The sequence below is a fragment of the Enterobacter sp. genome (assembly GCF_977039595.1).
This window is the reverse complement of the sequence record NZ_CDRQYH010000021.1, coordinates 1-13,606: the sequence shown is the minus strand read 5'-3', so window position 1 is coordinate 13,606 and position 13,606 is coordinate 1. Positions and strand designations below refer to the sequence as shown.

Annotated in this window: 10 protein-coding genes; 9 read left to right on the top strand and 1 reads right to left on the bottom strand. The window is 57.9% G+C overall.

Annotated features, from left to right (window positions below; translation table 11 throughout):
• The first annotated feature begins 97 nt into the window (after nt 1-97).
• From kdpF to potE, 9 genes are all read left to right on the top strand, one after another.
• The gene (gene kdpF, locus ACWYRJ_RS08865; RefSeq protein ID WP_014069365.1) at nt 98-187 is read left to right on the top strand and encodes a K(+)-transporting ATPase subunit F; all 90 of its coding nucleotides are present in this window, start codon (nt 98-100) and stop codon (nt 185-187) included.
• Complete coding sequence (kdpA, locus tag ACWYRJ_RS08860) at nt 187-1,866, top strand: potassium-transporting ATPase subunit KdpA (protein ID WP_223581604.1); 1,680 nt, start codon at nt 187-189, stop codon at nt 1,864-1,866. The genes kdpF and kdpA overlap by 1 nt, the downstream gene beginning before the upstream one ends.
• Nucleotides 1,867-1,884: 18 nt before the next feature.
• The gene (gene kdpB, locus ACWYRJ_RS08855) at nt 1,885-3,933 is read left to right on the top strand and encodes a potassium-transporting ATPase subunit KdpB (protein WP_008501077.1); all 2,049 of its coding nucleotides are present in this window, start codon (nt 1,885-1,887) and stop codon (nt 3,931-3,933) included.
• A 12-nt stretch (nt 3,934-3,945) separates the two neighbouring features.
• Nucleotides 3,946-4,521 carry a potassium-transporting ATPase subunit KdpC gene (gene kdpC, locus ACWYRJ_RS08850; protein WP_455507752.1) on the top strand — a complete coding sequence of 192 codons (576 nt, stop codon included), beginning with the start codon at nt 3,946-3,948 and terminating at the stop codon, nt 4,519-4,521.
• A complete protein-coding gene (gene kdpD, locus ACWYRJ_RS08845) occupies nt 4,522-7,209 on the top strand; it encodes a two-component system sensor histidine kinase KdpD (RefSeq protein ID WP_455507751.1) in 2,688 nt (895 codons plus the stop codon).
• The gene (kdpE, locus tag ACWYRJ_RS08840; RefSeq protein WP_149366024.1) at nt 7,206-7,883 is read left to right on the top strand and encodes a two-component system response regulator KdpE; all 678 of its coding nucleotides are present in this window, start codon (nt 7,206-7,208) and stop codon (nt 7,881-7,883) included. The genes kdpD and kdpE overlap by 4 nt, the downstream gene beginning before the upstream one ends.
• A 279-nt stretch (nt 7,884-8,162) precedes the next feature.
• Nucleotides 8,163-8,267, top strand: coding sequence for a leader peptide SpeFL (gene speFL, locus ACWYRJ_RS08835; protein WP_003858645.1), 105 nt, complete (start codon nt 8,163-8,165; stop codon nt 8,265-8,267).
• A 254-nt stretch (nt 8,268-8,521) separates the two neighbouring features.
• On the top strand, nt 8,522-10,720 hold the full coding sequence (speF, locus tag ACWYRJ_RS08830; protein WP_149366025.1) for an ornithine decarboxylase SpeF: 2,199 nt from the start codon (nt 8,522-8,524) through the stop codon (nt 10,718-10,720).
• A complete protein-coding gene (gene potE, locus ACWYRJ_RS08825; RefSeq protein ID WP_008501072.1) occupies nt 10,717-12,030 on the top strand; it encodes a putrescine-ornithine antiporter in 1,314 nt (437 codons plus the stop codon). The genes speF and potE overlap by 4 nt, the downstream gene beginning before the upstream one ends.
• Before the next feature lie 103 nt (nt 12,031-12,133).
• On the opposite strand, the gene pgm is transcribed toward potE, so the two are convergent.
• Nucleotides 12,134-13,606, bottom strand: a 1,473-nt coding sequence (gene pgm / locus ACWYRJ_RS08820) for a phosphoglucomutase (alpha-D-glucose-1,6-bisphosphate-dependent) (protein WP_455507750.1), incomplete at its 5' end; no start/stop codon positions are given.

Sequence of the window (13,606 nt, the reverse complement as noted above, 5' to 3'; positions counted from 1 at the left end):
TATACTTTTTTTACACCCGCCCTTCTCATTTTTGCGAAATCTTTGCGCCATAAATCCTACCGTTAGCACAACAACAAAAGTCACCCGGAGGTGGATTGTGAGTGCAGGTCTTATTGCCGGCATCGTGCTGGTGTTCCTGTTATTGGGTTATCTGGTTTATGCCCTGATTAACGCGGAGGCATTCTGATGGCTGCTCAGGCGTTTTTGCTTATTGCCAGTTTCTTAGTGGTGTTGTTCGTTCTGGCAAGGCCACTGGGCTCTGGGCTGGCACGGCTAATCAATAACGTTCCCCTGCCCGGAACGGGAAGCGTTGAAAAAGGGATCTGGCGCGTACTGGGTATAGACGATCGGGAGATGAACTGGCGTGAATATTTGATCGCCATTCTGCTGCTGAACATCGTCGGGCTCATTGCGCTTTTTGCCATGCTGATGTTGCAAGGTATCCTGCCTTTGAATCCGCAACAGTTACCGGGCTTGTCCTGGCATCTCGCGCTTAACACGGCAGTCAGTTTTGTCACTAACACCAACTGGCAGTCCTATGCTGGTGAAACCACACTCAGCTACTTCAGCCAGATGGTCGGGCTAACCGTGCAGAACTTCCTCTCTGCCGCCAGCGGTATTGCGGTGATCTTCGCGCTGACGCGTGCGTTTGCGCGTCAGAAAGTGAGTACGCTGGGTAACGCGTGGGTAGACCTGACGCGCATTACGCTGTGGATCCTGCTGCCGATTGCGCTGCTGATCGCGCTGTTCTTCATTCAGCAGGGCAGCCTGCAAAACCTGCTGCCTTACGCGCCATATACCTCGCTGGAAGGCGCAAAACAGCTCCTGCCTATGGGGCCAGTGGCGTCGCAGGAAGCCATCAAAATGCTCGGGACGAACGGCGGGGGCTTCTTCAACGCCAACTCCTCGCACCCGTTTGAAAACCCGACCGCCCTGACTAATTTTGTGCAGATGCTGGCGATTTTCCTGATCCCCGCCGCGCTCTGCTTTGCTTTTGGTGACGTGGTTAACGATCGCCGTCAGGGCCGCACCGTGCTCTGGACCATGTCGCTGATCTTTGTGGTCTGTGTTGCGCTGGTGATGTGGGCCGAATGGCAGGGTAACCCGCACTTCCTCTCACTCGGTGCCGATAGCGCGATCAACATGGAAGGTAAAGAGAGCCGCTTTGGCATTCTCGCCAGCAGCCTGTATGCGGTGGTCACCACGGCAGCTTCGTGCGGGGCCGTCAATGCCATGCATGATTCCTTTACGGCGCTGGGTGGCATGATCCCGATGTGGCTGATGCAGATTGGCGAGGTCGTGTTTGGCGGCGTGGGCTCCGGTCTTTACGGCATGCTGCTGTTCGTGCTGCTGGCGGTGTTTATTGCCGGTCTGATGATTGGCCGCACGCCGGAATATCTGGGTAAAAAAATCGACGTTCGCGAGATGAAATTAACCGCGCTGGCGATTCTGGTCACCCCGGCTCTCGTGCTGCTCGGCACCGCGTTGGCGCTGATGACCGAGGCCGGACGCAGCGGCATCTTTAACCCCGGCATTCACGGTTTTAGTGAAGTGCTGTATGCCGTCTCCTCGGCCGCCAACAACAACGGCAGCGCCTTTGCGGGCCTAAGCGCCAACTCACCGTTCTGGAACTGCCTGCTGGCGTTCTGCATGTTTGTGGGCCGCTTCGGGATCATTGTGCCGGTCATGGCGATTGCCGGATCGCTGGTGAATAAAAAAATCCAACCGACCACCACCGGAACGTTACCGACCCACGGCGCGCTGTTTATCGGCCTGCTGACGGGCACCGTGTTGCTGGTCGGCGCCCTGACCTTTATCCCCGCCCTCGCGTTAGGCCCGGTCGCGGAATACCTCTCTTTACGCTGATTTTGCGGAGAAATTGTCATGAGTCGTAAACAACTGGCCCTGTTCGAACCGTCATTAGTTCGCCAGGCGCTCATGGATGCGGTGAAAAAGCTGAGCCCGCGCGTGCAGTGGCACAACCCGGTGATGTTTATCGTCTGGGCGGGAAGCGTCCTGACCACCGCCCTGGCGATTGCCATGGGAACGGGCCATATGCCGGGAAATGCGATGTTTACCGGCGCCATCAGCCTGTGGCTGTGGTTTACCGTGCTGTTCGCCAACTTTGCGGAAGCGCTGGCGGAAGGCCGGAGTAAAGCCCAGGCCAACAGCCTGAAAGGGGTGAAAAAAACCGCCTTCGCGCGCAAGCTACGGGAACCGAAATACGGCGCTCAGATGGACCACGTTCCGGCAGATGAACTGCGTAAAGGCGATGTGGTGCTGGTTGAAGCCGGTGACATCATCCCTTGCGACGGCGAAGTCATTGAAGGGGGCGCATCGGTGGATGAAAGCGCCATCACCGGGGAATCCGCGCCGGTGATCCGTGAGTCCGGCGGCGATTTCGCCTCCGTGACGGGCGGGACGCGCATTCTCTCCGACTGGCTGGTGATCCAGTGCAGCGTTAACCCGGGTGAAACCTTCCTCGACAGGATGATCGCCATGGTGGAAGGCGCACAGCGCCGTAAAACGCCAAACGAAATTGCCCTGACCATCCTGCTGGTGGCCTTGACCATTGTCTTCCTGCTGGCAACCGCGACGCTGTGGCCGTTCTCCGCCTATGGCGGTACCGCGGTCACCGTCACGGTGCTGGTGGCGCTGCTGGTTTGTCTGATCCCCACCACCATCGGCGGCCTGCTGTCGGCCATCGGTGTGGCCGGCATGAGCCGCATGCTCGGTGCCAACGTCATCGCCACCAGCGGGCGTGCTGTAGAAGCCGCCGGTGACGTGGATGTGTTGCTGCTGGATAAAACCGGGACCATTACCCTCGGTAACCGTCAGGCGTCAGATTTCCTACCCGCCCCGGGCGTGGATGAAAAAACGCTGGCGGATGCCGCGCAGCTCTCCTCGCTTGCTGATGAAACCCCGGAAGGCCGCAGCATTGTGATCCTCGCCAAGCAGCGCTTTAACCTGCGCCAGCGCGACGTTCAGAGCCTGCACGCCACGTTCGTACCCTTCACGGCGCAAACCCGCATGAGCGGCATCAACATCCAGGATCGCATGATCCGTAAAGGCTCGGTTGACGCGATCCGCCGCCACATCGAGGCCAACAACGGTCACTTCCCACCGGAAGTGGACAGCCTGGTTGAAAGCGTGGCCCGTCAGGGGGCAACGCCGCTGGTGGTGGCCGAAGGCGCGCGCGTACTCGGGGTGATTGCGCTGAAGGATATCGTCAAAGGCGGCATCAAGGAGCGCTTTGCCCAGCTGCGTAAGATGGGGATCAAAACGGTGATGATCACCGGGGATAACCGTCTTACCGCCGCGGCGATTGCCGCCGAAGCGGGCGTGGATGATTTCCTTTCCGAAGCCACACCGGAAGCCAAGCTGGCACTGATTCGTCAGTATCAGGCGGAAGGCCGTCTGGTGGCGATGACGGGCGACGGAACCAACGATGCCCCTGCCCTCGCGCAGGCCGACGTGGCGGTGGCGATGAACTCCGGTACGCAGGCAGCCAAAGAGGCGGGCAACATGGTCGACCTCGACTCTAACCCGACCAAGCTGATTGAAGTGGTGCACATCGGCAAGCAGATGCTGATGACGCGCGGCTCGCTGACCACGTTCAGTATCGCTAACGACGTGGCGAAGTATTTCGCCATCATTCCGGCCGCGTTTGCTGCGACCTATCCGCAATTAAACGCCCTGAACGTAATGCACCTGCATTCTCCGGCCTCGGCCATTCTGAGCGCAGTGATCTTTAACGCCCTGATTATTGTCTTCCTGATCCCGCTGGCGCTGAAGGGCGTGAGCTATAAGCCGCTCACGGCGGCGGCCATGCTGCGCCGCAACCTGTGGATTTACGGCCTGGGCGGGCTGGTGGTGCCCTTCGTCGGTATCAAGGTTATCGACCTGCTGTTGACGCTGTTCGGCCTGGTTTAAAAGGTGAATCAAATGACGATGTTACGCCTCGCTATACTTCTGTTTATTCTGCTGTCTCTCATTACCGGCGGGCTGTACCCGCTGGTGACCACCGCGCTGGGCCAGTGGTGGTTTAAGGATCAGGCTAACGGCTCGCTGATTATGCAAAACGGTGAAAACCGCGGGTCTCGCCTGATTGGTCAGAACTTTACGGATGCCCGCTACTTCCAGGGACGCCCTTCCGCCACTGCCGAAAGCCCGTATAATCCGATGGCATCCGGCGGCAGTAACCTGGCGGGCAGCAACCCCGAGCTGGATAAAGCCGTTACTGAGCGCGTGGCTGCCCTGCGTGCCGCGAATCCACAGGCCAGCCGTGACGTTCCCGTGGAGCTGGTGACCGCCTCGGCCAGCGGGCTGGACTACAGCCTGACGCCGGCAGCCGTGGCATGGCAGATCCCGCGCGTCGCCGCCGCCCGTCAGCTGACCGTCGAACAGGTGAGCCAGCTGGTTGCCGAGCACACGCAAAAGCCGCTGGTCAGCTTCATCGGCATGCCCGTGGTAAATATTGTTGAGCTGAATCTGGCGCTGGACGCGCTAAGGAAAAACTAAATGACCGACGAGCCCATGCGCCCGGATCCGGACAGGCTGCTCGAACAAACAGCTGAAGCCCATCGCGGCAAACTGAAAATTTTCTTCGGCGCCTGCGCGGGCGTCGGGAAAACCTTCGCCATGCTGACGGAAGCCCAGCGGCTTCGGGCGCAGGGGCTCGATATTCTGATCGGAGTGGTTGAAACCCACGGACGTAAAGAGACGGCATCACTGCTGAAGGGGCTGGCAACTCAGCCGCCCCGCCGCATCAGCCATCGCGGTCGGTTAGTCACCGAATTCGATCTCGATGCCGCCCTCGCCCGCCGCCCCGCGCTTATCCTGATGGACGAGCTGGCGCACAGCAATGCGCCAGGCTCGCGCCACCCCAAACGCTGGCAGGATGTTGAAGAGTTACTTGAAGCCGGTATCGATGTGTTCACGACGGTTAACGTTCAGCATCTCGAAAGCCTGAACGACGTGGTCAGCGGCGTGACCGGCATTCAGGTGCGCGAAACGGTGCCCGATCCCTTCTTCGATTCCGCAGATGAGGTGGTGCTGGTCGACCTGCCGCCCGATGATTTGCGCCAGCGCCTGCACGAAGGCAAAGTCTATATCGCCGGCCAGGCCGAGCGCGCCATCGAACATTTCTTCCGTAAAGGCAACCTGATAGCCCTGCGCGAGCTGGCCCTGCGCCGAACCGCCGACCGGGTGGACGATCAGATGCGCGCCTGGCGCGACCTGCAGGGCCAGGAACGCGTCTGGCACACGCGGGACGCCATCCTGCTGTGCGTGGGTCACGGCAGCGGCAATGAAAAGCTTGTCCGCACCGCCGCGCGCCTGGCGGCCAAATTTGGCAGCGTCTGGCATGCGGTGTCTGTCGAAACGCCGCAGCTGCACGCGCTGCCCGAAAACCAGCGCCGCGCGATCCTGAGTTCGCTGCGCCTGGCGCAGGAACTGGGTGCGGAAACCGCCACCCTTTCCGATCCTCAGGAAGATAAAGCCATTCTGCGCTACGCGCGCGAGCACAACCTGGGGAAAATCGTCATTGGCCGTCGTCAGCATCGCCGCTGGTTTAGCCGCGAATCCTTTGCCGACAAGCTGGCCCGTCGCGCGCCGGATCTGGATCTGGTGATCGTGGCGCTGGACGACAAACCTACCCCCTTACCCAATCGTGCGCCAGACAGCCGCACCTTCAGCGATAAATGGCGCATTCAGCTTCGCGGCTGTCTTGTCGCCGTCGTGCTCTGTGCCCTGATTACCGTGATTGCCAGCCAGTGGCTGATTGCGTTTGATGCCGCCAACCTGGTGATGATCTACCTTCTCGGCGTGGTGGTGGTGGCGCTCTTTTACGGGCGCTGGCCGTCGGTCCTGGCGACGGTAATTAACGTCATCAGCTTCGATCTGTTCTTTATTGCTCCCCGCGGGACGCTCGCCGTCTCGGACGTGCAGTACATCCTCACCTTTGCCGTGATGCTCACCGTCGGGCTGGTGATCGGCAATCTGACGGCGGGCGTGCGCTATCAGGCGCGTATCGCCCGCTATCGCGAACAGCGCACGCGCCATCTCTATGAGATGTCGAAATCGCTGGCGGTGGGCCGCACGCCGCTGGATATCGTACAGACCAGCGAGCAGTTTATCCGCTCGACGTTTCATGCCAGCAACCTGATTTTACTTCCGGACGAACACGGCAAGCTGCGCCCGCTGACGTCGGCCTCAGGCATGACGCCCTGGGACGAAGCCATCGCGCGCTGGAGCTTTGACAAAGGCTTACCGGCGGGCGCAGGGACAGATACCCTGCCCGGCGTGCCATATCAAATTCTGCCCCTGCGCAGTGCCGATAAAAATCAGGGGCTGGTCATCGTGGAGCCTTCCAACCTGCGCCAGCTGATGATCCCCGAACAGCAGCGTTTACTGGAGACGTTTACGCTGCTGGTTGCCAGCGCGCTGGAACGACTGGCCCTCACCGCCAGCGAGGAACAGGCCCGTCTGGCGAGCGAGCGTGAAAGCATTCGTAACTCGCTGCTGGCAGCGCTGTCTCACGATCTGCGTACCCCGCTCACCGTCCTGTTCGGTCAGTCAGAAATTCTGACGCTGGACCTGGCGGCGGAAGGCTCTAAACATGCCCTTCAGGCCAGCGAGATCCGCCAGCACGTGCTGAATACCACGCGTCTGGTGAATAACCTGCTCGACATGGCGCGTATCCAGTCGGGCGGTTTTAACCTCAAAAAAGAGTGGCTCACGCTTGAAGAGGTGGTGGGCAGCGCGCTGAAAATGCTCGAACCCGGTCTGGGCGGGCGACATATCGCGCTGAACATGCCCGAGCCCCTGACGTTAATTCACGTTGATGGGCCCTTGTTCGAGCGGGTGCTGATCAACCTGCTGGAAAATGCCGCCAAATATGCGGGCGCCAGTGCTCAGATTGGGGTGGATGCGACAGTGGAAGATAACACCCTTCGCCTTAACGTCTGGGATACCGGCCCCGGCATTCCAGCCGGGCAGGAGTTGGCTATTTTCGAGAAATTTGCACGCGGCAATAAGGAGTCGGCCATTCCGGGCGTGGGGCTGGGGCTGGCGATTTGCCAGGCGATCATTGACGTGCATGGCGGCTCCATTTCCGCGGAGAATCGTCCGGAAGGCGGTGCGCGTTTTTGTGTTACACTTCCTCTGGAAACCCCGCCAGAACTTAATGAATTACCAGAGGATTTGTGATTAACGTTCTGATTGTTGAAGATGAGATCGCCATTAACCGTTTTCTGCGCGCTGCGCTGGAAGGAGACGGTCTGCGCGTTCATGATGCGGGTACGCTTCAGCGGGGTTTAATTGAGGCCGCCACCCGCAAGCCGGACCTGGTGATCCTCGATCTTGGACTCCCGGACGGCGACGGCATCGATTTTATTCGTGAAGTCCGCCAGTGGAGCCAGATGCCGATCCTCGTGCTCTCCGCCCGTACTGAAGAGACGGATAAAATCGCCGCGCTGGATGCCGGGGCGGATGACTATCTGATTAAACCGTTTGGTATCGGCGAGCTTCAGGCTCGCCTTCGCGTGGCGCTGCGTCGCCACAGCGCCACCACGCCTGCCGATCCAACCTACGCGTTTGGGGATATCCGGGTTGACCTGGCCGCGCGGCGCATTTTGCGCGGCGAAGAGGAAATTCATCTTACGCCCATTGAGTTTCGCCTGCTCGCCGTGCTGCTCAACAACCACGGCAAGGTTCTCACCCAGCGCCAGCTGTTAAGTCAGGTGTGGGGACCCAACGCCGTGGAGCATAGTCACTATTTACGCATATATATGGGACATCTTCGTCAGAAACTCGAAGTCGACCCCGCTCGCCCTCGCCATTTATTAACTGAAACCGGTATCGGTTATCGGTTTATGCTTTGAATAACTATTCATTTTATTTTTAAATAAAACCGAAATACCTCAGGCAATATTTCATAAATAACCCATACGTTATTTTTACGGGCTATTTTTGCTCATTTAAAACATTGATAATACAACCTGTTAACGCAACACCAACAAATCAGAATTTTGATCTGCGATATTCATCCAAAACGAATATTTATTTCTGATTTGATCGGTTAACGGTGATCTTGTTCACAGTTAATCGCTTTTTCCTGGATAAAATGACCATGCTTTCAATTACTGAAAGGAAAATGAAACATGGAAAACAACAATCGCTTAATGCCCCATATAAGGCGGACAACGCATATCATGATGTTTGCCCACCGAAACTGCTTTGACTTTCATCTCTTTAATGCCCGGTAGTCCTTCGACTTCTGGCGCACTCGCTTACAGGTTATCCTGAAACATCTTATTTTACAGGTCTTTGCCTGTGAACTCGTGCGCTCATTCATCTTGATTCAGACTCATCCGCACCGGGCGGACTGAATTTCAATCTTCAAAAAAGCAATGTACTGATTTTAATCAGCGGCCACCCTTTGCTTTTTTTCCGGAAAATTATCGATTTCTTTCTTGCAAGAAATCGAGGGACGCTTATTACCTAAAATAAAGAGAGAAAGATGAAAAGTTTAAAAATCGCAGCCAGCCGCGCTTGTCCTGATTGCTTTACCACCCAGCGTGAACTGGTGGATGTCAGAGCCTCTGATTATATCGATGTCGCCGCTATTGTTCTGGCGGTCAGTGATATTACCGGCGGGATACTGGACGAAATAGAAGCCACCGGTTTTGGCATTCCCGTATTTGTCGCGACGCAGAAAGAAGAGTTCATTCCGGCAGACTATTTATCGCGCATTCATGGCGTATTTGAGTATTCAGACACCAGCAACGACTTTTATGGACGCCAGCTGGAAGCGGCAGCCCAAAAGTATGAAACCCAGCTGCGCCCGCCGTTTTTCCGCGCCCTGGTCGACTACGTGAAGCAGGGCAACAGTGCGTTCGACTGCCCGGGCCATCAGGGCGGCCAGTTCTTCCGCCGCCATCCTGCCGGCAATCAGTTTGTGGATTTCTTTGGCGAGACGCTTTTCCGCTCCGACCTGTGTAACGCCGACGTGGCGATGGGCGATCTGCTGATTCACGAAGGCGCGCCGTGCATTGCGCAGCAACATGCGGCGAAGGTCTTTAATGCCGATAAGACCTACTTCGTGCTGAACGGCACCTCGTCATCCAACAAAGTGGTACTTAACGCCCTGCTCACGCCGGGCGACCTGGTGCTGTTCGACCGCAACAACCACAAATCCAACCATCACGGTGCCCTACTCCAGGCAGGCGCAACGCCAGTCTATCTGGAAACCGCGCGCAACCCGTACGGCTTTATCGGCGGCATTGACGCCCACTGTTTTGAAGAACAGTACCTGCGCGAGCTGGTGGCCGAAGTTGCACCGGGCCGTGCGCGCGATGCGCGTCCGTTCCGTCTGGCGGTGATCCAGCTCGGTACTTACGATGGCACCATCTACAACGCCCGTCAGGTGGTGGATAAGATTGGGCATCTGTGTGATTACATCCTGTTTGACTCCGCCTGGGTGGGTTACGAGCAGTTTATCCCGATGATGGCCGACTGCTCTCCGCTGCTGCTGGAGCTGAACGAAAACGACCCGGGGATTTTGGTTACCCAGTCCGTGCATAAACAGCAGGCAGGCTTCTCCCAGACCTCGCAAATCCATAAAAAAGACAGCCACATCAAAGGACAGCAGCGCTATGTCCCGCACAAGCGGCTGAATAATGCCTTTATGATGCACGCCTCCACCAGCCCGTTTTATCCGCTGTTTGCCGCGCTGGACATCAACGCCCGTATGCATGAAGGCCAGAGCGGCCGCAACATGTGGATGGACTGCGTGGTGAACGGTATTGAAGCGCGTAAGCTAATCCTGGAGAACTGCCGGTATCTGCGCCCCTTCGTGCCGGAGACGGTGGATGGCCGTCCGTGGGAAAGCTGGGACACGGCGGAAATTGCGACCGATCTGCGCTTCTTCCACTTCGTACCGGGTGAAAACTGGCACGCCTTTGAAGGCTACGCCGAGCATCAGTATTTTATCGACCCGTGCAAGCTCCTGCTAACCACGCCGGGCATTAACGCCCGCACCGGGGAGTATGACGACTTCGGCGTGCCCGCCACTATCCTCGCTAACTTCCTGCGTGAAAACGGCATCGTGCCGGAAAAATGCGATCTCAACTCGATCCTGTTCCTGCTCACGCCTGCGGAAGATATGGGCAAACTGCAGCAGCTGGTGGCGCAGCTGGTGCGTTTCGAAAAACTGCTCGAGAGCGATGTTCCGCTGAAAGACGTCCTGCCTTCTCTCTACAAACAGCATCCGGAACGTTACGCGGATTACACCCTGCGCCAGATCTGCCAGGAAATGCATGACCTGTACGCCCGTCACAACGTGAAGCAGCTGCAGAAAGAGATGTTCCGCAAGTCTCACTTCCCGCGCGTGATGATGAACCCGCAGGACGCGAACTACGCCTATCTGCGCGGAGAAGTAGAACTGGTCTCCCTGCGCGACGCGGAAGGCCGCATCGCCGCGGAAGGCGCCCTACCTTATCCACCGGGGGTATTGTGCGTGGTTCCAGGGGAGGTCTGGGGCGGCTCCGTGCTGCGCTACTTCGCCGCGCTGGAAGAAGGCATCAACCTGCTGCCGGGCTTCGCGCCGGAGCTGCAGGGTGTGTACGTCGAAGAGTGCGAGGGCCGCAAACAGGTTCGCTGTAACGTCATCAAACAACCCGCCGCTCAGCCCGCGCTGCTGAAAGGAGAGAAATTATGAGTAAGTCCAATAAGATGGGCGTGGTGCAGCTAACTATCCTCACCATGGTGAACATGATGGGCTCCGGGATCATTATGCTGCCCACCAAGCTTGCCGAAGTAGGAACCATTTCAATTATCTCCTGGCTGGTGACCGCCGTAGGCTCAATGGCGCTGGCGTGGGCGTTTGCCAAGTGCGGGATGTTCAGCCGCAAGTCAGGCGGCATGGGGGGCTACGCCGAGTATGCCTTTGGTAAGTCTGGCAACTTTATGGCCAACTATACCTACGGGGTGTCGCTGCTGATCGCCAACGTGGCGATTGCCATCTCCGCCGTGGGCTACGGTACGGAGCTGTTTGGCGCGACGCTCAGCCCGGTACAGATTGGCCTGGCCACCATCGGCGTGCTGTGGATCTGCACCGTGGCTAACTTTGGCGGGGCGCGTATCACCGGACAGCTCTCCAGCATCACCGTCTGGGGGGTAATTATTCCCGTTGTCGGCCTGTGCATCATCGGCTGGTTCTGGTTCAGCCCGACCCTGTACGCCAACTCCTGGAACCCGCACCATGTGCCGTTCTTCAGCGCAGTCGGCTCTTCTATCGCCATGACGCTCTGGGCCTTCCTCGGTCTGGAATCCGCCTGCGCCAACGCAGAAGTGGTTGATAACCCTGAAAAGAACGTGCCGATTGCGGTCCTCGGCGGTACGCTGGGCGCGGCGGTGATCTATATCGTCTCGACTAACGTGATTGCCGGGATTGTGCCAAACATGGATCTTGCTAACTCTACGGCGCCGTTCGGACTGGCCTTCGCGCAGATGTTCACGCCGGAAGTCGGGAAAGTGATTATGGGTTTGATGGTCATGTCGTGCTGCGGTTCACTCCTTGGCTGGCAGTTCACCATCGCACAGGTGTTTAAATCTTCGGCTGATGAAGGTTATTTCCCAAAAATCTTCTCTCGCGTGACCAAAGCGGATGCGCCGGTGCAGGGCATGCTGGCGATTGTCATCTTCCAGAGCGGATTGTCGCTGATGACCATTAGCCCGTCGCTGAACAGCCAGTTCAACGTGCTGGTCAACCTGGCGGTCGTGACGAACATCATTCCGTATATTCTGTCGATGGCGGCGCTGGTGATCATTCAGAAGGTGGCGAAGGTGGATCCGCGCAAAGCGCGCGCGGCCAATATCGTGGCGCTGATTGGCGCGATTTACAGCTTCTATGCGCTTTACTCATCCGGCCAGGAAGCGATGCTCTACGGGGCAATGGTAACCTTTATGGGCTGGACGCTGTACGGTCTGGTATCACCACGGTTTGAATTGAAGAACAAGCACAGTTAGGTCAAAGCAAAACGGCAACCCAAGGGTTGCCGTTTTATTGTTTTCTCCCTCTCCCGAAGGGAGAGGGTCAGGATGAGGGCATCAGTCCGCACCCAAACCGCACTTACGCGTTTTTCAGCACTTCGCTGACAATCTCTACCGCTTCTTTCTCAATCTGCTGACGATGCTCAGCGCCGAGGAAGCTTTCGCAATAGATTTTATACGCATCTTCCGTGCCGGATGGGCGAGCGGCGAACCAGCCGTTTTCAGTCATCACTTTCAGTCCACCAATGGAGGCGCCGTTACCCGGTGCCGCCGTCAGACGTGCGGTGATCGGGTCGCCCGCCAGGGTGCTTGCGCTGACCATCTCCGGTGAGAGTTTGGAGAGGGCCGCTTTCTGGGCTGACGTCGCGCTGGCCTGAATACGGTTATAGCTTGGTGCACCAAAGCGTGCCGCCAGCTCGTTGTAATGTTCCTGCGGGTTCTTACCGGTGACCGCGGTGATTTCCGCCGCCAGCAGGCACATGATGATGCCGTCTTTATCGGTTGACCATGGCGTGCCGTCGAAACGCAGGAAAGATGCGCCCGCACTCTCTTCACCGCCGAAGCCGAAGCTGCCGTCGTGCAGACCGTCAACAAACCATTTGAAGCCCACCGGCACTTCCACCAGCTTGCGGCCCAGCGCCTCAACCACGCGGTCGATCATCGCGGAGGAAACCAGCGTTTTACCGACGGCCACCTCTTTGCCCCACTGCGGACGGTGCTGGAACAGGTAGTTAATCGCGACTGCCAGATAGTGGTTCGGGTTCATCAGCCCGGCAGGGGTGACGATACCGTGGCGGTCGTAATCCGGGTCGTTAGCAAACGCCAGATCAAATTTATCACGCAGCGCCAGCAGGCCCGCCATCGCGCACTCGGAGGAGCAGTCCATGCGGATCGCGCCGTCTTTGTCCAGGTGCATAAAGCGGAAGGTCTGATCGACGTGATCGTTCACGATGGTCAGATCCAGCTTGTAGTGCTCGGCGATACGTTTCCAGTATTCGATACCGGAGCCGCCCAGCGGATCCACGCCCAGCTTGAGGCCGGCTTTCTGGATGGCCGCCATATCGACGATATCCGCCAGGCCTTCCACGAACGGCTGAACCAGATCCAGCTCTTTCACGTGACCGGACGCCATGGCCGCATCCAGAGAGATACGCTTCACGCCTTTCAGGTCATCAGCCAGCAGCGCGTTCGCGCGATCCTCCACCACTTTGGTGACGTTGGTATCTGCCGGGCCACCGTTAGGCGGGTTATATTTGATACCACCGTCTTCCGGCGGGTTGTGGGATGGCGTGATGACGATACCGTCAGCCAGCGCACCACCTTTTTTGTTGTGCACCAGGATGGCGTTAGAGACCGCAGGCGTTGGGGTGAAGCCGTTGTTCTCCTGAACAATCACATCAACGCCGTTTGCCGCCAGCACTTCCACAACAGAGATGAACGCCGGTTCAGACAGGGCATGGGTATCTTTCCCCACGTAGCACGGACCGGTAACGCCGTTTTTAGCGCGCTCTTCCGCAATGGCCTGAGCAATGGCCAGAATGTGCGGTTCGTT